General features: G+C 45.4%; 15 protein-coding genes. 7 read left to right on the forward strand and 8 right to left on the reverse strand.

All coding sequences use genetic code 11. The features are described from left to right. The first annotated feature begins 10 nt into the window (after positions 1–10). Positions 11–700: an ImmA/IrrE family metallo-endopeptidase gene (locus QUA47_RS09105; protein ID WP_333430507.1), complete on the forward strand. Its 690-nt coding sequence runs from the start codon at positions 11–13 to the stop codon at positions 698–700. A gap of 108 nt (positions 701–808) precedes the next feature. Further along, positions 809–1,651: an alpha-L-glutamate ligase gene (locus QUA47_RS09110; RefSeq protein WP_333430508.1), complete on the forward strand. Its 843-nt coding sequence runs from the start codon at positions 809–811 to the stop codon at positions 1,649–1,651. Between the two features lie 333 nt (positions 1,652–1,984). On the opposite strand, the gene QUA47_RS09115 is transcribed toward QUA47_RS09110, so the two are convergent. Next, a complete protein-coding gene (locus QUA47_RS09115) occupies positions 1,985–2,284 on the reverse strand; it encodes a hypothetical protein (protein WP_333430509.1) in 300 nt (99 codons plus the stop codon). A gap of 154 nt (positions 2,285–2,438) precedes the next feature. Here QUA47_RS09115 and QUA47_RS09120 point away from each other — a divergent pair, with 154 nt between their 5' ends. Next, positions 2,439–3,485, forward strand: coding sequence for an NAD(P)-dependent alcohol dehydrogenase (locus tag QUA47_RS09120; protein ID WP_333404448.1), 1,047 nt, complete (start codon positions 2,439–2,441; stop codon positions 3,483–3,485). A 309-nt stretch (positions 3,486–3,794) separates the two neighbouring features. Here QUA47_RS09120 and argS read toward each other — a convergent pair whose 3' ends face one another. Next, entirely contained in the window at positions 3,795–5,552 is a 1,758-nt protein-coding gene (gene argS / locus QUA47_RS09125) for an arginine--tRNA ligase (protein ID WP_333430510.1), read from the reverse strand. Between the two features lie 349 nt (positions 5,553–5,901). Between argS and QUA47_RS09130 the strand changes: the two genes are divergently transcribed. From QUA47_RS09130 to QUA47_RS09140, 3 genes are all read left to right on the forward strand, one after another. Continuing rightward, positions 5,902–6,297, forward strand: coding sequence for a hypothetical protein (locus tag QUA47_RS09130; protein WP_333404450.1), 396 nt, complete (start codon positions 5,902–5,904; stop codon positions 6,295–6,297). A gap of 716 nt (positions 6,298–7,013) precedes the next feature. After that, positions 7,014–8,405 carry a malic enzyme-like NAD(P)-binding protein gene (locus QUA47_RS09135; RefSeq protein ID WP_333404451.1) on the forward strand — a complete coding sequence of 464 codons (1,392 nt, stop codon included), beginning with the start codon at positions 7,014–7,016 and terminating at the stop codon, positions 8,403–8,405. A gap of 433 nt (positions 8,406–8,838) precedes the next feature. Beyond that, entirely contained in the window at positions 8,839–12,648 is a 3,810-nt protein-coding gene (locus QUA47_RS09140; protein WP_333430511.1) for a PAS domain S-box protein, read from the forward strand. 56 nt (positions 12,649–12,704) lie between these two features. On the opposite strand, the gene QUA47_RS09145 is transcribed toward QUA47_RS09140, so the two are convergent. From QUA47_RS09145 to QUA47_RS09165, 5 genes are all read right to left on the reverse strand, one after another. Next, positions 12,705–14,093 (reverse strand): cytochrome P450, encoded by a 1,389-nt coding sequence (locus QUA47_RS09145; protein WP_333430512.1) that lies wholly within the window; start codon positions 14,091–14,093, stop codon positions 12,705–12,707. 76 nt (positions 14,094–14,169) lie between these two features. Continuing rightward, the gene (locus tag QUA47_RS09150) at positions 14,170–14,352 is read right to left on the reverse strand and encodes a hypothetical protein (protein ID WP_333430513.1); all 183 of its coding nucleotides are present in this window, start codon (positions 14,350–14,352) and stop codon (positions 14,170–14,172) included. 14 nt (positions 14,353–14,366) lie between these two features. After that, entirely contained in the window at positions 14,367–14,864 is a 498-nt protein-coding gene (locus QUA47_RS09155; RefSeq protein ID WP_333430514.1) for a GNAT family N-acetyltransferase, read from the reverse strand. A 92-nt stretch (positions 14,865–14,956) separates the two neighbouring features. Then, positions 14,957–15,553 carry a tRNA isopentenyl-2-thiomethyl-A-37 hydroxylase MiaE gene (locus QUA47_RS09160; RefSeq protein WP_333430515.1) on the reverse strand — a complete coding sequence of 199 codons (597 nt, stop codon included), beginning with the start codon at positions 15,551–15,553 and terminating at the stop codon, positions 14,957–14,959. Between the two features lie 17 nt (positions 15,554–15,570). Next, positions 15,571–17,751, reverse strand: coding sequence for a tetratricopeptide repeat protein (locus QUA47_RS09165; protein ID WP_333430516.1), 2,181 nt, complete (start codon positions 17,749–17,751; stop codon positions 15,571–15,573). A 99-nt stretch (positions 17,752–17,850) separates the two neighbouring features. Here QUA47_RS09165 and QUA47_RS09170 point away from each other — a divergent pair, with 99 nt between their 5' ends. Beyond that, positions 17,851–18,519: a glycosyl hydrolase 108 family protein gene (locus QUA47_RS09170; RefSeq protein ID WP_333430517.1), complete on the forward strand. Its 669-nt coding sequence runs from the start codon at positions 17,851–17,853 to the stop codon at positions 18,517–18,519. A gap of 64 nt (positions 18,520–18,583) precedes the next feature. Here QUA47_RS09170 and QUA47_RS09175 read toward each other — a convergent pair whose 3' ends face one another. Then, positions 18,584–19,453, reverse strand: coding sequence for a tetratricopeptide repeat protein (locus tag QUA47_RS09175; protein ID WP_333430518.1), 870 nt, complete (start codon positions 19,451–19,453; stop codon positions 18,584–18,586). Between the last annotated feature and the right edge of the window lie 85 nt (positions 19,454–19,538).

Raw genomic sequence — 19,538 nt, forward strand, 5'->3', positions numbered from 1 at the left:
GCCCCTCATAGTGAGTATCTTTAAGCCGTATTGCTTCTATCCCAAAGAAACGATCGAGCGTTTTGCAAATGACATATTGATGCAGATGCAGAAAACGCAAAATTTTGCTCCGAGATGGCCTTTTGATGCGACAACGGTTGCTGATTTTCTGGATTTAGGCGTAGTTTGGGAGTGCATTGAGCCGGATGAAGAAGGTGCGATCGCGGCGAGGATTTTGCCGCAGCAGCGGTTAATCGAAATCAATGAACAGATTCTCGAAAAACCGCCGGGCTTCATCGAATCGACGATCGCCCACGAAATCGGCCACTGGGTGCTACACGTCAATCAAGACGAAGCAGACGGCACTGTGGAACAGTTGGAATTAAACTTGGGCAATGAAGGAAAAACCGCCCAGGATGTCGAGGAACCGTTTGTTTGTCGGGGTGCGAGTGCTGATAATAAGGTTTTGTCGATCGAATGGCAAGCGCAATATTTTGCAAGCTGTTTGTTGATGCCTCGGTGTATTTTGGAGGAAAAAAGACAGGGGCGTGATTTAACTAAGTGGTCGCATTTATACAAAATGAGAGATGAGTTGGGAGTGAGCATTTCCAATTTGACAAACCGCTTGCAAGAATTCGATTGGATTTACATTCCCAAGGGAACGCGCGAGATTTATGCCGGGAAAGATGCGGCCAACGGACAGCAGCGGTTGTTCGGATAAAAGTGCGATCCTCTTCGAGGGCTGCGCTAACGAATTTGAGGTTTGAGATTGGGAAGCGATTCTCTAATCTCAAATCTTTAAAATTAATTTCTAATTAAGTTACATTTTATGCTAACCAATATTGAAATCCTGCTGGCAGCTTGTGAGGAATTAAATATCCCTTACGAAATCCTGCATCCTTCCCAAAACTTGATTAGACTCAAACAGGGCGGCGAAGAATATTATTTTGTCAATTACATGACGCCATTTAACAGCGCCTCAGTAGCAGAGATTTTTAAAGACAAAGAATATACCTATCAACTATTAAACGGCAAAATAAATACTCCCAGAACTCTCGGTTTTGTCTCGCCTTACTGCGAGGAGAAGTATAAAAAGTATTTGAGTTCCCCAGATATTGAATCAATAGTTTTAGAAGTAAACAAAAAATTCGCTTTCCCGGTGATTCTCAAAAGAAATCGCGGTGCTGGTGGCAACAATGTTTTTTTGTGTGAAAGTAGAGAGCAAATTAAAGAAGCCCTAGAAATTATATTTAACGTCAACAGTAAAGATTATGACTATGTGGCCCTAGCTCAAGAATACATCGGAATTGCCCGCGAATATCGGGCTGTATTCTGCAAAGAAAAGCTAGTTTTACTGTACGAGAAAGACAAATCTCAGGCTAAATTTGCGGGGAATTTAAGCCCGCTGCACTGGGAAGGTGCAAAAGCCAAACATATAATTAACCCAAATCTCATGTCGGAGATTGAAGATTTTGTTAAACCTGTTTTTGCGGAAATTGCGATTAATTATGCGGGGCTTGACATAGCACTAGATAAAAACGGAGCATATTTGTTAATTGAAATTAACTCAAGTCCCAATTACGATATATTTGTGAGAGATAACGATCGCCAAATTGTGGTAACAATGTTTAAAGGCATTTTGGAAACCTTGATTGTTAACAAAAAGCCGTAAAGGCTCGATTTTAGAGATGCGCTACAATTAACTAAATTTAAATTTCCAAATAAGTAAAAGTAATGACATCACAACTGTGAGAACTAGAGGGAACTTGGGAAGAGATTCTCGCCCTATCCGAAAAATTTGCTGGACGCAGAGTTGGCGTTATTGTTCTTGCTAACGAAGACGAAGAAGCACTCCCATCTCCAGAAGAAAGCTTTCGGCAAGCATGGCTGGAAATAAAGACAGGAAAAACTAGACCTGTATCGGAACTGTGGGAAGGTATTGATGGAGAGTGAGTCTTTTTCAATTAAGGTTTACTTTGCTGATTAATTTCAGCGCAATTATCGTTTACGGTTGTTTTTCCTTTCTCCGACGACGATGCAGCAAACGCATCACCAGAGAAACTTTGCCAAGGGGAATCCCTTCCTGAATTCCTTCGCGTCTCCCCCGCTCAATCCCTGTCTGCACCCAACTGGTAACAATCTGCATAACCTGCTCCTGTGCCTCTGGCTCAATCCTACCAAGTTCCTCCTGAAACGCTTGCTCCTCCGACTCTGTAAGCGTTATAGCAACCGCCCCAGCGGTTGGGACGCAGCGATCCTTCATCACTCTCGGATAAATTGACGATTTTTCGAGGATACAGTCCATGAAGATTCAAGGTTTCACCCCAAAGTGACAAAAGAGGGATATAAGCCGAATGGCAGTCACAAATAGGGGAGCAAGGAGACGCGCAGAAAGAAAAGCGCTGTATTGATGTTACATAGTATCATCTTAAAAATTGTGTAAAAAATTTATGCGAAAGATGAAAGCCGCCGTTTTTGTAGAAAAAGGGCGAATCGAAATTCAAGAAAAACCAATTCCTGAGATTGGGCCTACTGATGCACTGATTAAAATCACCACGACGACAATCTGTGGCACAGATGTTCATATACTCAAAGGTGAAGTACCCGTCCAGCCTGGACGGACACTAGGACATGAACCAGTTGGCGTCATTGCAGAACTCGGCGCAGGAGTTCACGGCTATGAAATAGGACAGCGTATTCTTGCTGGTGCTATAACTCCTTGTGGTCAGTGCAATTTCTGTCTTGACGGATACCAAGCGCAGTGCGGCGGTAAGCCACTGGGTGGTTGGCGCTTCGGCAATACCATTGATGGTTCTCAGGCGGAATATATGCTAGTGCCGAACGCAATCGCCAATTTGACTCCCATACCTGACGAATTAACCGACGAACAGGTGCTTATGTGTCCAGATGTTATGAGTACAGGTTTCAGTGGTGCCGAAAGCGGAAATATCAAGATTGGTGATACAGTCGCCATATTTGCCCAAGGACCAATTGGTATGAGCGCAACTGTCGGTGCCAGACTCAGAGGTGCTTCCAAAATCATTGCCGTGAGCAGCAATCCGACACGCCTGAAAATGTCCCAAATGCTTGGCTCCGACATTGTTTTAAATTATAAAGAGTGCAATCCAGTCGAAGCGATCCTGGATTTGACCAATGGTCGTGGTGTAGATGTAGCGATTGAAGCACTCGGTATTCAGGAAACCTTTGAAGCGTGTTTGCGTGTGGTTAAACCCGGCGGAATTGTATCGAGTCTAGGAGTGTATTCTGGAAAACTTACCATTCCTGTAGATGCCTTTGCCGCCGGTATCGGAGATAAGAAAATTGTTACCAGTCTCTGCCCCGGTGGAAAAGAACGTATGCGGCGGCTGATAAATATCATACAGTCCGCTCGTGCCGACCTGAGACCTATGATCACACACAGGTTTAAGCTAGATCAAATAAAAGAAGCGTATGAATTATTCGGCAATCAACGAGATGGTGTGATAAAAGTTGCCATAAACCCATAAATCCATGATTGAAGGGCACTAAGTTAAGCGCGATCGCGCTTACAGAATATTCTCCTTCAATTAAGGTTTACTTTGCCGATGAATTTCAGCGATCGGATATAATCATCGAAAACACGGCAACTCTGGACACGGCAATGCCGTTTCCCTACCCCAAAATAATCATGAGCACTCGATGAGACATATAACCATCGCCTGATTAATTGTAGGGAAACGGCACTGCCGTGTCCAGATTTCGGGTAATATGATTTCTGGTTGCAGCGGTATAGTTCAAGACTTGAGGCGGTTCGTGAGTGCAAAGGGGTTAAAAAATTACATTCTTTCCAAGACCTTAATCCCCAACAACTCCAAACCCAACTTCAAAGTCCTCGCCGTCAAATCGCACAAAATCAACCGCGAAGTCCGCAAGGGTTCCTCAGCTTTCAAAACCGGACATTGCTCAAAAAATTGATTGAACTTTTGACTCAATTCAAACAAATACTGACAAATTCGATTCGGCAACAAGTCCCCGCCCACAGCATTTACAACTTCATTCAACTGCAATAAATGCTTTGCCAATACCAACTCGGGGTCGGATTGCAAAATTACTTTCGCACCAGCATCTAAGTTATCAAAATTAATCTCACCTTTGCGGCGAATTCCCTGCACGCGCACGTAAGCATACAGCATATAAGGAGCGGTATTTCCTTGCAATGCGAGCATTTTGTCGTAACTGAAAATATAGTTACTGGCGCGATTTTGACTTAAATCTGCATACTTAACGGCACTCAAACCAATTGTTCGAGATACGTTAGCAATAAATTCCTCAGTTTCCTGTCTTTCCTCTGTTTTTAATCTCTCTTCCAAATCTTGGCGCGTGCGGACGATCGCCTCATCTAACAAATCCTGCAACCGCACCGTTTCCCCAGAACGAGTTTTTAATTTTTTCCCGTCTTCTCCTAATACTAAACCGAAGGGAATGTGGACAATTTCGACATCTTCAGGAATCCAATTGGCTTTTCTGGCTACTGCAAATACTTGGGCAAAATGGTTTGCTTGTCCTGAATCTGTGACGTAAATTATGCGCTTTGCATTATCTTTGTGGATGCGGTAGCGCACTGCTGCTAAATCTGTTGTAGCGTAATTGTAGCCGCCGTCGGTTTTTTGGACTATTAGCGGCAGCGGTTCGCCTTCTTTGTTGGTGAAACCGTCTACAAAAACGCATTTCGCGCCGTCACTTTCTACTAGCAAACCTAGATTGGTTAAATCTTCGACTACGGCGGGCAATAATGGGTTGTAAAACGATTCGCCGCGTTCGGTTAATTTGATGTCGAGCAAGTCGTAGATTACTTGAAATTCGCGGCGCGATTGATCGCACAACAATTTCCAAGCGCGGCGGGTGTCTTCGGCGCCTGCTTGCAGTTTTACTACTTCTTGGCGGGCGGTTTCTTTGAAGGTTTCGTCTGCGTCGAAGCGCTGTTTTGCTTGGCGGTAAAATGCGACTAAATCGCCTAAGTCTAGGGCGTCAGCGGTTGTGAGGGCTTCGGGGTGAACTTCGCGCAAGTATGCGATCAGCATTCCGAATTGGGTGCCCCAGTCGCCGATGTGGTTGATTCGGAGTACGTCGTGGCCTTGAAATTCGAGGATGCGGGCGATCGCATCTCCGATGATTGTCGATCGCAAATGTCCGACGTGCATTTCCTTGGCTATATTCGGACTCGAAAAGTCGATCGCGATTGTCTGAGGCGTTTTCGCTGGTTCAATCCCCAAACGCGAGTCGGCGGCGATCGCACTAATTTGCGCTTCCAAATAAGCCGGTTTCAGCTTCAAATTGATAAAACCCGGCCCGGCGATTTCTGGGGTTTCGCAGATGTCAGTAATATCTAGGTGTTCGATAATTGTCGAGGCGATCGCCCGCGGCGGCTTTCCTAACTTTTTCCCCAAACTCATCGCTGCGTTGCACTGAAAGTCCCCAAAGTTGGGATTGCTGGCGGCGGCTAGCATCGGATCTGCACCTGCATAACTTTCGCCGAATGCAGCGGTGAATGCTTTTTCAAATTTTGCTTTTAACTGTTGGGCGATCGAGTTCATCTTGAATATTTTGATTGGATGTTTATTTTAAACTCTAGATTCAGCACTTTTTGCCAATAATACTTTTACTACGTAGGTAATTTCCCTCTGGTTCTCTCCCTCTGGCCCTCTCCCCCTCTCCTCACCTACTAGGAAATTTTGTACTTAGCTTTGAGCTGCGGATGCGATAAAAATCACTGGCAGCGCTAACACATAGTACATTTTATCACAGTTGCGATCGCTACACAAATTTAAAAATGTCACATCAAGTCCATGATCTCGATCGCTTGATCGTTTAGTTAAATCCCTTACATTAAGGTATGTTAAAATTTTTTCAATGCACCCAAAAATCCTACGAAAGGAAGCAGTTATGTTATCTCAACCTATTTTTGGCGATCGCTCTCTGACCCAAGTCTTTTATCAAGCAGTAATCGATCGCTTCTACGACGGTTTCAGTCTCTCCACCCAAGCACTATTGCGAGAGTCTACCCTCGGCTTCGCCCCTTGTCCCGATGGAGTCAAAACCTTTTTCATCATCGCGCCGAGTCTGGATGCAGCAGAGCAACTAATTGACAAAATGGACAGTATTTTGGAGCGAGTTGCCGAACTCATGGCAGGAGTCGGACAGGTTGCCCTGTGCATACTTCCCGCCGGCAGCGAGGCAGAGCAATCAGTCGATCTGCAAAACTTAGAAAAAGTTCCCCCGGATTGTCTGGCTTGCAAATTCTTTACTATTATATGGGCCGATGCTGCGGCCGATCGATAAAATTGACAGTTAGCAACCAGCAACTGTGCAGGGTTCGGCCCAAGCTGTGCCTGTGCCGGCGCGGGATAGATTGTCTGTTAGTTACAGTCGCTGGAATTATCGGGCAAAGCGTGCAGGTAATTAGATCGTTTGCAAGGTTGCACTCGCAATCCTTGGCAAGTGTTAAACAAGCAGGCAACATATATATATCAAATGCCCGCTTGTCAGTCGCTCAGATTTTTACCTGCAGGCTCAAGCAGCCGTGCATCTACTTTTTAACTCCCCAATAAAGGCCACCAAAAAGCCGCATCAACTCTCCTGGGTGTCTCGCTTCAAAAGACAGCAGCAGGAATTAGGCGGTATCGCTGGAGAATAGACTTTTGGGAAATATCTGCTGATGTTCAGAATAAACAGAAATATTCTCAAAAATAGATAAGACTTGCGGACGTTGACCTTATAAACCGGATTTCTAGCCCCGCGCTTCATATTCGCGGTTGGCGGCGAACTTGACAGAAAATAGGCTGTTTGTGAGCGAGTCACAAGCTATACACAGAGCAAAGCTCTACTCAAAAAAAGATGAGTTTTCCAGCGACACGCTTGGCAGTGCAGAGCGATCGTATCACAAGCTCATAGAATTTGTTAAAAATTTCAGTTGAAAATGTGAATTATTAAATTTTATGCCTAACATTGGCGATAAAATCTAAGATTGAAATTCTCAAATCTGAAATCAAGACATAATGGTAAAACTGACACCGAACCCCAGCTTTAGTTTAACAATTCGGGTTGCTCTGCCGAACCGGCCGGGAATGCTGGCAACAGTCACCAGTGCGATCGCATCTGTTGGCGGCAACTTCGGCCAAATCGATTTGATCGAGCAAACTCGCGCCACTACCATTCGCGATATCACCGTCGATGCTTACAGCACCGAGCACAACGAAGAAATACTCCAAGCAGTGAAAGCGCTGCCGGATATCAAAGTGATCGATGTGTACGATCGCACTTTCAACTTGCACCGCGGCGGAAAAATCAGCGTAGTTAGCAAAATTTCCCTCAAACGCCAGTCAGATTTGGCAATGGCCTACACCCCTGGAGTCGGCCGCATCTGCACGGCGATCGCCAATGACCCCCAACAAGTTTACAACCTCACAATCAAACAAAATACTGTTGCCATTGTTACCGACGGTAGCGCAGTTTTGGGGCTGGGAAACCTCGGCCCGGCCGCCGCACTGCCAGTCATGGAAGGCAAAGCCATGCTATTTAAAGAATTTGCAGGTATTGACGCCTTTCCTATCTGTTTGAATACCCAAGATACCGAGGAAATTATTCGCACAGTGCAGAATATCGCCCCGGTTTTTGGTGGCGTTAACCTCGAAGATATTTCTTCTCCCCGCTGCTTTGAAATCGAAGCAAGATTGCGGGAAAGCTTAGATATTCCGATCTTTCACGACGACCAGCACGGCACTGCGATTGTTAGTTTGGCAGCATTAATTAATGCCTTGAAACTCGTGAAAAAAACAATAGAAGAAGTGTGTATCGTGATTAACGGAGCGGGTGCGGCAGGAGTCGCGATCGCCAGGTTGCTGCGTAAAGCAGGTGCCCAAAACATCATCATGTGCGACTCCAAAGGCGTCCTCTCCCAAGACCGCACGGATATGAACCCAGAAAAACTAGAATTTGCTGTGGCTTCGAGCGGTACTTTGGAAGATGCGATCGCCGGTGCCGATGTATTTTTAGGCGTCAGCGCCCCCGGCGTAGTCACCCGTTCGATGGTGCGTTCCATGGCCGAGAATCCCATTGTTTTTGCAATGGCAAATCCCATTCCCGAAATTCAGCCAGAATTAATTGTGGAAGATGCGGCGATTATCGCAACCGGACGCAGCGACTACCCGAATCAAATTAACAATGTTTTGGCATTTCCGGGGATATTTCGAGGTGCTTTGGACTGCAAAGCAACCACGATTACGACCAGTATGTATTTGGAAGCAGCTTATGCGATCGCCTCTTTAGTCAGTCCTTCCCAGCTTGACAAAGAGCACATTATACCGTCTGTTTTTGATGAAAGAGTTGCCATTGCTGTCGCCGGTGCAGTGCAGTTGGCCGCCAGATCCGAAGGTATTGCCCGCGATTAATAGAAGGAAGAAGGAAGAAGGAAGAAGGAAGAAGGAAGAAGGAAGAAGGTTGGAGGGAAGATACCATGTATAAATTAATGGTCTTTGTACCAGTTTTGTACTTCTTCTTTTGTGATTTTTCTGGTTTCTTCTCATTCCCTCTTTCCTCCTCCCCGTTGATTCTTACTCATTTTTGTTTCCCCATCCTGTCTTTTTCCTCAACATCCATCCGTTAAATCCAGTACAGGGAGCGTTGCCGAACTTCCCTCGAACCTCCGATCCAACCTCTTCCTTCTTCCCTCGAACCTCAGCATCCATCCGTTACATCCGTTAAATCCGTTATACAATCCGTTGCCGAACTTCCTTCTTCTCTCTTGGTTAATGAAGGATAAAAGTTACAGCAATAAACAACGTGAAAAGATATAATTAAATAAACCAAGTCCAGCTAGGTCAGATGCAAAGCCAGTTAGGAAAAGCCAAGCGCAATCGCTCCCGCCGCCAATTGTTAGAACTCAGCCCGATCGGGCTGGCATTGTGCCGGACGGACGGGACTTTTCTCGACGTAAATCCAGCTTTTGCAAGTATTATCGGCCGCACAGTGGCAGAAACTCTTCACCTCAACTACTGGGAAATTCAGCAAACGCAGTGCGCGGATAGCTGCACGGGCCTTTGCGAAGCAGCATACAAACATAAAAACAACCATCTCGTACCCGTGCGAGTTTCTGAGCGGGCTATTGAAACAGGGGGAGAGTGCGCGATTTGGCTGAGCGCTGAAGAAATTTTTAATCCTGGGCGAGAAAATAGCAATCCGCTGGAATCAGCGCCGCCGCACCGCAGTTCACATCTGGAAAAATTGCTGGCAAAGCAGACTGCTGAACTGGAAAAAACTCAGAAACTACTCGCAGAAAAAACCGCCGAACTGGAACAGGGTCAAGAAAAATTGCGTCTCCAAAGTCAAATTATCGACCAAATTCACGAAGCGGTGATTTCTACAGATATGGACGGCTCGATCACCATTTGGAATCAAGCCTGCCAAAAGTTATACGGCTATGAAAAAACTGAGGCTATCGGACAGCACATTTCTCTAATTTACCCGCCAGAACAGCACGAATTTTTGTTAGAGCAAGTCATCAAACCGCTACAAGAAAAAGGCGATCATGAAATAGAAGTTATAACACGCCATAAATCAGGCGAAAAAATTTCATCCCACCTGATGCTTTCGCTCTTGAAAGACAAAACGGGAGAAGTTGTGGGAATGATGGGTTCTTTAACAGATCTCAGCATTTGCAAAGCTTTAGAACAAGAATTAGCACAGAGACAAGCACTATTTGATGCCTTTTTGAAGGAGGCGCCGGCGGGACTTTGCATTTTGGACTCCCAACTGCGGTACGTGCAAATTAATCAATTTCTAGCAGAAATAAATTGCCTGAGTCCAGCAGAGCACCTAGGCAAAAATGTACGCGAAATATTGCCGAATATCGCTCCAATTGTAGAGCCTTTGTACGAAGAAATTTTGAGGACGAAACAACCCTTAATTAATATCGAGATGAGTGGTGACAATCCCAGAAAGCCTGGGTTTGTCCGACACCTGACAGGCTCTTATTTTCCCTTGCTAGACAAAGATGGCGAGGCTCTCGGCATCGGTGCAGTCATAATTGACATTAGCGATCGCAAACAAGCAGAAGCTGCGCTGCAAAAAAGCGAACAGCTTTACCGCACTATGGCCAGCAATTTTCCTAACGGTGCGGTGATGTTGTTCGATCGAGAAATGCGGTTCACCCTGGTAGAAGGTACAGAATTAGCAGCAGTGGGGCTTTCCAAAGAATTGATGGAAGGCAAGACAATCAGGGAAGTATTCGAGGCAGATTTTTGCGCCGCTCTCGAGCAAAATTATCGGGCGGCACTGGCAGGAGAAACAGTTGTTACAGAATTTATTTACAGCGCTCGCGTTTACCTCGGTTATACTTTGCCAGTCAGAAACGAACGGCAAGAAATCATCGGCGGATTGCTAATGACTCAAAACATTACGGCTCGCCAATTAGCAGAAGAAGCGCTCAGGGAAAGCGAGGAAAAATACAGGTGTATTGTCGAGACAGCAGACGAAGGAATTTGGATCGTAGATACGGAGGGCAAAACTACTTTTGTCAACCAAAAAATGGCCGATATGCTCGGCTGCACTCCCGAGGAAATGATCGGACAGTCGCTATTTGCTTTCATGGATGCAGAAGGCATGGCGCTCGCACAAGTCAGTCTCGAACGCCGCCGTGAAGGAATTCGCGAACAGCTCGATTTTAAGTTCCTTCGCCGAGACGGCAGCGACTTGTGGGCGATGGTTTCTACTAATTCCTTGGCAGACAAACAGGGACGCTATGTGGGCGCTTTGGCAATGGTTGCCGACATTACCGATCGCAAGCAAACAGAAGCCGCATTGCAGCAGTCGGAAGCCAAATTTCGCTCCCTCTACGAATTAACCAGTTTGCCTGTTTTGATGTTATATGAGAATGGCATCACCGATGCCAACACAGCCACCCTAAAACTATTTGGCTGCACTACCGCGCCACAGTTGTACGGCAAAAACCCCGGCAAACTGTCGCCTCCTTTTCAACCCAACGGCAGAGATTCTGTGAGCTTTATTAACGAAATGATGGATCTCGCCTTTGAGCGGGGAAACCACCGTTTTGATTGGGTTCATCAGCGCTTAGACGGTACGGATTTTCCCGCAGAAGTCGTGCTGACAATCATCGAGGTTGGAAATGAAAAAATTATCCAAGCAGTTATCCAAGATTTAACGGATCGCAAACTTGCAGAAGAAACTTTAGTGCGATCGGAACAAGCGCTCAGACAGCAAGCTCAGCGAGAACTACTGCTCAATCAAATTGCCAACCAAATCCGCACTTCTTTAGATTTAGATACAATTGTAGAAACCGCCGTTCAAGAAATTCGCAATTTGATGCAGCTAGATTGGTGCATCTTCACTTGGTATCGCCCCAACACCAATCCTCCGGTTTGGGACGTAACTTACGAAGCGAAGAATGCTGATTTGCCGAGTATACTCGGCACTTATCCTGTAGACTACAAATCTAGTCTCGCAGTGCGACAGATTTTGCGGCGAGAAATTCTGCGAATTGATGATGTCAGCACTTTTGAAGATGTAGAATTGCGCGAACTTTTCCAGGCTTCAAAATTTCAATCCGTGCTGTCGCTGCCAATTCATACTGCTTCCGGCGATATTGGGGTGATTACCTGCTATCAGACCCTATCCATGCGAAATTGGAGCGAATCGGAAGTCGAACTGATGCAAGCGGTGGTCGCTCAAATTGCGATCGCGATCGACCACGCCGAACTCTACACCCAAACGCGCACAGCGGCTCGATTAGCTCAAGCTCAAACTCAACAGCTAGAACAAACTTTACACGAACTCCAACGCACCCAAACTCAATTAATTCAAAGTGAAAAAATGTCGAGTTTGGGACAATTAGTAGCAGGTGTCGCCCACGAAATTAACAACCCGGTTAATTTTATCTACGGCAATCTCAGCTACACCAGCGAATACACTCAAAACTTGCTAAAAATGCTGCAACTTTACCAGAAGGAATACCCGCAGCCTAGCGCAAGAATTGTAAATGCAAGGGAAGACTTTGAAATTGATTATCTTATTGAAGATTTACCGAAAATTTTAGCATCAATGAAAGTCGGAGCCGATCGCATCCGCGACATAGTTTTGAGCCTGCGGACTTTCTCAAGACTGGACGAAGCCGAAATGAAACAAGTTGACATTCACGAAGGCCTTGAAAGCACGCTGCTGATTTTGCAAAACCGCCTGAAACATAAAACCGATCACCCGACAATTAATGTGATTAAACAATACGGTAATTTGCCTTTAGTGGAATGTTATCCCGGTCAGTTAAATCAAGTATTTATGAATTTGTTGAGCAATGCGCTAGACGCCTTGGAAATGGAGATAAAGGAATCCAATCGCACCGCCAAAAATCTCGCAATTACGATTCGCACCCAAGTAACCGACACTAACAGCGTTGCCATATGGATAGCTGACAGCGGCCCCGGGATGAGCGAAGATGTGCAAAAGCGCTTGTTTGACCCGTTTTTCACTACTAAACCCATTGGCAAAGGAACTGGCTTAGGATTGGCGATTTCGCACTCTATTATAGTAGAAAAACACGGCGGCAAACTTTCTTGCAATTCTGTATTGGGAGAAGGTTCCGAATTTGCGATCGAAATTCCTATGCGGCAAAAAATAAATTAAAACCCGTTGCATTGATATCATATCATCTCCGCTCGCTCCACCGGATTTGATAGGATTCAAATCCTACTCTTTACCACTAGACGCACACCACCAGCGGGTGCCATTGTCAAGCCCCGGCGTACTGGCAAAACCGGACGATTTTCTGCAAGTTCTAAAGAGTATCGTGACAGCACTTTCGCCAATACTAACTTCATTTCAAACATTGCAAATGCCGTGCCAATACAGCGGCGGTTCCCTCCCCCAAACGGCAAATATTCGTAAGGCGAAAATTGACGTTCTAGAAAACGTTCTGGTTTAAAACGCTTTGGTTCCGGGTAAATATCCGGTCGGTGGTGAACCAAATAAATACAGGTAGAAAGTATCATTCCTTGGGGAATATTATAACCCATTAACTGCATCGGAGCTTGCAGAAGGCGCGGAAATGTAAAAAATAGGATCGGATAAATCCGCAGGGTTTCGCAACAAACAGCATTCAAATACGGGAGTTTACTTATTTCCGCCGGCTCGCTATTTTCGACATTAATAGAATTGAGTTCTTGGAGCAGGTTTTCACGGACTTCTGGGATGTAGTGAATCCAATACAAAGCCCAGGCTAAAGCTGTGGCTGTAGTTTCGTGTCCTGCGAATAAGATTGTCATTAATTCATCCCGCAATTCAACGTCGCTCATCGGCTGTCCTGCTTCGTCACTAGCGGAAATTAACAAGCTCAGGATGTCTTCTCCCAATGGTTGAGATAGAGTTTTGCGTTCGCGGATTTCTTGATAAAGCAGTTCATCTAAACGCTGTCTTTGTCGAATAAATCCTCCCCAAGGACTCCAAGCACCTAAATCTTTTTGCAACGACTTGATAAACAAAAAGGTAGCGCTTAATGGATTGCTAAACAGGCTGAACATATTAGTAATTAGTTGCTGAATTTGCTGGTAGCGTTCTCCTTCGCTCAGCCCGAAAACCGCGTGCAAAATTACTTCCAAGGAAATTTCCTGCATAGTTGATTGCGCGATAACAGAGTTACCAGGAGTCCAATTATTAATTACTTTTTCGGTGGTATTGCAGATGATTTGTCCGTAAGCTTTCATGCGTTCACCGTGAAAAGGTGGCATTAAAAGTTTGCGCTGCTGCAAATGTCGATCGCCATCTAACAACAATAACGAATTGGACCCTACTAAAGGTAGCGCTATCTGGTTTCCCGTACCGGATTTAAATAGTTTGCAATCGGCTGTAAAAATTTCTTGAATAGCTAAAGGATGGCTAATAATTACTTGCGGCGGAAAATTGCTGAATTTGCTGGTAAAAAGATCGCCGTAGCGTTGATAATTATTATCTAAATAATACAGAGGATTTAAAATTCCCCGCACTGTCTGAACAAATCTAGCGCCTTTAGGGCCGTCTAGCAATTTGTTGGTAGCCTGATTTTGAGAGTGAGAGTTTTCTGTGGGGATAGTCATTTATTTTCCTCCTAGTTTTAGGGTTTCATAGGACTAATGAAAGCATAAGTCTTATTTCAAACAACTCTCCAATCCCTCAGCTATTAAAAAATACTACGCGGTAAGCATCATAAATTAGTACGGCAATAGTAGCATACAGAGTAACTCCCAGGCCAAAAGCTCGATCGAGCGGAGCTTTGAGATAGCCTATCCAAAACGCTATTCTTCCGAAAACAAACAAAGTTGCCAAAAGTTGATTGAAACTGAGTAAATTAATCATTGTTTACACAAACCTTATTGTAGGTTTTTTCTACCTAAAGATTTTACGTAAACCCGATCGCACCTTGGCGTCTCCACACCAGTTGTCGGTAGATATCCGCTATTTTCGTACATTCTCACAGCTTCTTTGAGAATGCTAGCAGTTTCAATCCAGATTTCATCAAAGCCGCGAGCGATAATTTTACTTTCCAATTCTTGCAGTAAAAATTTCCCCAAACCTTGTCCTCTTGCTGCTGGCAAAATATACATTTTGCGAATTTCCACAGCATTATTTCCGCGCTCAATCGGATAGTAAGCCGCCGTACCGACTATTTTATCCTGCCGTTCAACTACCCAAAATTCGCCGCCTTGATTGTGATAATGTAGTTCTACATCATAGACATCTCGATCTGCCCCGTGAGGTTCGCATTTTAAACCGTATTCTGCTAAAACATCCCTAATTAAATAGAACGCCTCAGCGCGATCGCGCGTTTCCCAGGAACGAATTAAAAAATCGAGATGTTGGGTTTTCATTAGTGGTTGCAACTTAATATTTATTTGTTGACTTTAGCAACTGTAAAATTATTGATTTTTTGTGTTTTACAGTCTTTAAATGCACCTAGCTCTTAACTGTGAATTCTCGGTTCAGGATGAAGTATTGCCAGCAACTCGCTCTCTACTAAGGATAATTCCTCCAACCTCTGCATCACAATATCCCGCTCGAAATAAGTTGTTGCCAAAATCCAATATACACCGTAATGGCGCGCCTCCGAAGCCATCAAACTGCGGTAAAACTTAGCTAATTCCGCGTCGGGACAACGATCGCCTAGCAGCCCCAACCGTTCGTGACTGCGCGCTTCTATCAAACCAGAAACCAACAAAGAATCCAAAAGTCTTTCGGGTTCCTGCTTGCGAATTTGGGCGGACAAACCAGCACCGTAAGGAGGTGCAGCCAAAGGGCCCAAAGCAATGCTGCGCTTTTCTAACCGCTGGTTGACTTGCTCGAAATGCTCTAATTCTTCGCGGGCGATCGCCGTTAGCATCCTCACCAATTTTTCCCTTGCTGGGTAGCGAAACATTAAATTTAACGCTACTCCCGCCGCTTTCCGTTCGCAGTGAGAATGGTCTAATAAGATTGTATCCAAATGGGCGATCGCCTGTTCTACCCAAGCTTCCGAAGTCGGCTGTTTTAAAAACTTAATAGTTGGCTGTGTTGAAGTCATTAGTCATTAGTCAGCATTTATCCTATTTTACCTAATTTTTCAAACACCGCATACATATCACCAGCCAACTTTTTCGGATTCCACAGCGGGGACAAATTGGCTGGATCTTTAGATTTCACCAACAGTGCTTTAATTGCATTTCTCAATTCACGTTCTTTACCCAATTTTACACCAACTTCCACATATTCCGACCAAGACCAAGCCACACCAGTTTCAATTCCCAAAGCCTGCAAAAACGAATAACCCATTCTCGACAAAAATTGCTCTCCTGTGCGAGTCACCACTGGCAAATTAAACCACAAAGCCTCTAAAGTGTGAGTTCCTCCGTTGTAAGGGTAAGAATCTAACAAAACATCGGCCAGCAAATAGATAGTTCTGTGTTCTTCCTCAGTAGCAAACCTTGGCAAAAACTTAATTCGGTGCTTGCTCACTTTCTCAGCTTCGCAAGCTTGGTGATATGCAGCCTCAAACACCCCAGCATCGCCTAAAGCTTTGTGAATTAAAATACTGTTTGGCACTTGTTTGAGAATCGCAACTTGGGCCTTTACCAACTCGTGATTGAATTTTCTGCCTGGTGCAACGCACAGGTAAACTATCTGATCCAAACCGATCCGATTCGACCTTCTCAATGCAACTGGATCGACTCCATATCTCTGAAAACCGGACACCGCTACAAAGGAATCCGGCATCCTAATTAGCTGCTCGTCATAATATTTTTCCCGCCCGGCTGGGTGCGAGTGCCAGTCTGTAAGAAAGTAATTTTCTGGCGATAGGTAAGGGGCGTCAAATCCCAGCCAAGAAACACAAACTGGTGCGGGTTTTTGGTAGAGAATGTCAGCGTGAACTGGTACGCTGAGTGAATCTAAATCAACTAAAACGTCCAATTCATCTTGCTGAATTTTGTCGATAATTTCTGCGGAATTGGCAAGTCCGTTCGGGTAGGTTGTCGGAAAAGTCAGTTTGCCCCAAGTTTCAAATTGCTGAGTGCGATCGTCAGGAACAATTCTTTCGGAAGCGTACAAATACACATGGGGTGTGATGTCGGACAATTCGCGAATGATGTCAGCGCTGCACCAACCTACAGAATGGCGGCTGAAGTGATTGGACAAAAAGCCGATTTTTAACTTGCTGGATGGAACACTTGGTTTGAAACTGTAATTTGCGGGTTGAGAAAAATTAGGTTTAATACATTGGTCGATATACTTTTGGGCAATTAATCTGTAAAGTTGTGAGTTGGCTGCCAAGTCATCTCGCAAATAGGGCGTGCTGAATAACAAGTTTGCATAAAGCGATTTAATTTCCACCGGGCTAGCGGTTTCTAAGTTTTGCTGCAAGTACGACTCTAGCTCTAAAAATCGATCGCCCGCAATTTGATTTAATCCCGACACTTGATAGGTGCTGATGAAGTAAATCGCGGTCATAATTGGATCTGTCTCGCCACACATTTGGCTGTATTGGTGCACGGCTTGCCGCGCGGCAGCTAAATTGCTAGTATCTCTGAGGATGCCGCACAAATGTTGGTGGGCAGAAATAAAATCTGGTTTAATTTCTAGGGCTTTTTGAAGGTTGGGTATTGCGTCTTTAAATTGACCCTGGTGGCGCAAAACTCGGCCAATTTGACAGTATGCTTCGGCTAAATCGGGTTTGAATGCGATCGCCTGCTGCCATGCAGCCACCGCCTCATCTAACTTCCCTTGCCGCGCTAATTTATCTCCTAAATTTAAGTGAAAATCTACCTCAGCAAGCTGGGGATTGAGTTCGAGAGCTTTTTGCTCGTATGCTACCGCTGCATCCGGCTGCCCCTGCTGTTTCAGTGCCCCTGCCAAATTCCAGTAAGCAGCAGCCAAATTAGGTTTAAGTTCGATCGCCTTTTCGTAATTGACAACCGCCTCCACCAAATGCCCTTGTTTGTAGAGCATACTGCCCAAATTAGCATAAGCCTCAGCAAAATCGGGATTCAGAGCGATCGCCTCGGAATAAAACCGCATCGCTTCCTCAATTTGGCCGCTTGCTTGCTGCACATTGCCCATTGTCACGTAAGCCGCCGCCCAATCCGGTTGCAATTCCAGAGCTCGGCGACAAGCAGCGACGGCTGCTGCTAAATTGCCTTGAGAGTAATAGGTTTCTGCAACGACTGTCAGCGATGCAGCATCTTCAAATTGGGGTGTTTCGGATTGGTTGGGAAAATCGGAATTCATTTGGCGGCCTATCTGTGCTATCAAGTTAAAGGTTGAATCTATATTATTTTGAAGAGTAGCAGTTTTAGCGGAATTACGGGCGATCGTCACACAGAATTTATGAGCGACAAGCAAGCGACACAGCGCCAACATAACATCAAGTGGAAACCAAACCTCCTGCTGGGGATACTCTTGTTAACCTTAGCAATCCCCTTACCCTTTGCCCAAAAGACTTTCGCACAGCAGCAGCAGACAGCCAGCTTTCGGCAGAAATTATTTCAAACTGCTCTTTATTTCACCCTATATTTTGAGGGTGGATTCAGCAATCACCCTGCCGATAAGGGCGGCAGAACTTATCGGGGCGTTTTGCAAACGGAATACAACGCCTACCGCTACAGTCGTGGGCTTCCGCCCCTCGACGTGACGCAGATGTCGGAAGCAGAGCTCCTAGAAATTTATAAATATTACTGGGATTCGAGCCTCTCGGGCACGATGCAGCCGGCTTTGGCGATCGTCATGTTTGACACCGCCGTTAATTTCGGTATTAATAACTCAATTACCTTTCTCCAGCAAGCGTTAGGATTGCCGCAAACGGGAGTTTTTGACTCGCGCACCAAGGAAGCGCTGAAAGGGGCAAATAATAGAAATACCGCGCTGCAAATGATTAATGAACGAATTATTTACCGCTACAAACGGGTGCAAGAAGATCCGACTCAGATGGTTTTTTTCCGGGGTTGGCTGAGTCGAGATTATAGTTTGTGGGGCTATGTGAATAAGATAAAAAATTAATTCGGCGGTTGAAACTAGGCGGTGGAAACCGCTCTGCAAGTCAAACGAAGTCTGCCTCCGCAGACTAAGAGAGCAGAGATGATCGGGTATGAAATTCTACTTGGTTTTCGAGAATTCGCACATTATAACGAGCTATAAAATCTTGTCCTAAAAGCCCATAGGTTATCCTATTATCACCGATCGCAATTTGAATGTTGCATACAACGGCAGTTTGCACTGCTAAAGATTGCACCCAACCTAAGTCAAACGTTACAACACTACCATCAGCAATCATCGACTGACAGGTTCCAGACGGCACAATTTTTAGGAGCTCGGCCATTTGTTTCGTAATTAGTGTCCTGCTTGCTCCTGTATCCAAAAGCAGATCGAATGTAAAAGCACAACCATTATTTAAGACAACTTCAACTATTGGAACTCCTCCCCAACGATATTTAATCGGCACTCGAATGATGCTTGCTTCCGCCGCTTTTTTAGCTTGCGCGATCGCCTGTTGGTGAGCTTGCCAATTGCCTTGATTGAGCCAAAGCGCGGCCGCTTGCTGGAAATCTGCGATCGCCCCTTCTATATCCCCCGATGCTTCGGCTACGCCCGCGCGACTGGCAAAAGCTTCTGCATCCCGATCGCACATGGCGATCGCATTCGAGTAATCTTTGAAAGCTTTTTCCAAGTCTCCCAGCAAGCGATACCCGTGTCCCCTGTGCAAAAACAGGCGAGTGCGATCGCCCTCAAACTGCATTAAGTGAGTGAAATCTGCGATCGCCCCGGCTCCATCTCCCGCAGACAAGCGCACGATGCCTCTAGCCAGCCGAAATTCGCGATTATCCGGTTCGAGTTGCAAAGCGCGGGCGATATCCTCAACTGCTGATGCGGGGTTTCCCAGCTTGGCGTGAACCTGGGCCCGCTGACAAAAAGCTTCAGCGCGATCGGGCTGCATTTGCAATACTAAGTAGGTAGGCGGTAAAAAACCTATCTATGTAACAAAACATTAAGTTACCTAATTGGAGTTAAACTTAAGACGT

This window comes from Microcoleus sp. MON2_D5 (assembly GCF_036701905.1).
GTDB lineage: Bacteria > Cyanobacteriota > Cyanobacteriia > Cyanobacteriales > Microcoleaceae > Microcoleus.

What these genes read in the sequence shown, in the direction of transcription:
- QUA47_RS09110 (WP_333430508.1), top strand. Translation starts at nt 809, where the DNA reads ATGCTAACCAATATTGAAATCCTGCTGGCAGCTTGTGAGGAATTAAAT.
- QUA47_RS09115 (WP_333430509.1), bottom strand. Translation starts at nt 2,284, where the DNA reads ATGGACTGTATCCTCGAAAAATCGTCAATTTATCCGAGAGTGATGAAG.
- QUA47_RS09120 (WP_333404448.1), top strand. Translation starts at nt 2,439, where the DNA reads ATGAAAGCCGCCGTTTTTGTAGAAAAAGGGCGAATCGAAATTCAAGAA.
- argS (WP_333430510.1), bottom strand. Translation starts at nt 5,552, where the DNA reads ATGAACTCGATCGCCCAACAGTTAAAAGCAAAATTTGAAAAAGCATTC.
- QUA47_RS09130 (WP_333404450.1), top strand. Translation starts at nt 5,902, where the DNA reads ATGTTATCTCAACCTATTTTTGGCGATCGCTCTCTGACCCAAGTCTTT.
- QUA47_RS09135 (WP_333404451.1), top strand. Translation starts at nt 7,014, where the DNA reads ATGGTAAAACTGACACCGAACCCCAGCTTTAGTTTAACAATTCGGGTT.
- QUA47_RS09140 (WP_333430511.1), top strand. Translation starts at nt 8,839, where the DNA reads ATGCAAAGCCAGTTAGGAAAAGCCAAGCGCAATCGCTCCCGCCGCCAA.
- QUA47_RS09145 (WP_333430512.1), bottom strand. Translation starts at nt 14,093, where the DNA reads ATGACTATCCCCACAGAAAACTCTCACTCTCAAAATCAGGCTACCAAC.
- QUA47_RS09150 (WP_333430513.1), bottom strand. Translation starts at nt 14,352, where the DNA reads ATGATTAATTTACTCAGTTTCAATCAACTTTTGGCAACTTTGTTTGTT.
- QUA47_RS09155 (WP_333430514.1), bottom strand. Translation starts at nt 14,864, where the DNA reads ATGAAAACCCAACATCTCGATTTTTTAATTCGTTCCTGGGAAACGCGC.
- QUA47_RS09160 (WP_333430515.1), bottom strand. Translation starts at nt 15,553, where the DNA reads ATGACTTCAACACAGCCAACTATTAAGTTTTTAAAACAGCCGACTTCG.
- QUA47_RS09165 (WP_333430516.1), bottom strand. Translation starts at nt 17,751, where the DNA reads ATGAATTCCGATTTTCCCAACCAATCCGAAACACCCCAATTTGAAGAT.
- QUA47_RS09170 (WP_333430517.1), top strand. Translation starts at nt 17,851, where the DNA reads ATGAGCGACAAGCAAGCGACACAGCGCCAACATAACATCAAGTGGAAA.
- QUA47_RS09175 (WP_333430518.1), bottom strand. Translation starts at nt 19,453, where the DNA reads ATGCAGCCCGATCGCGCTGAAGCTTTTTGTCAGCGGGCCCAGGTTCAC.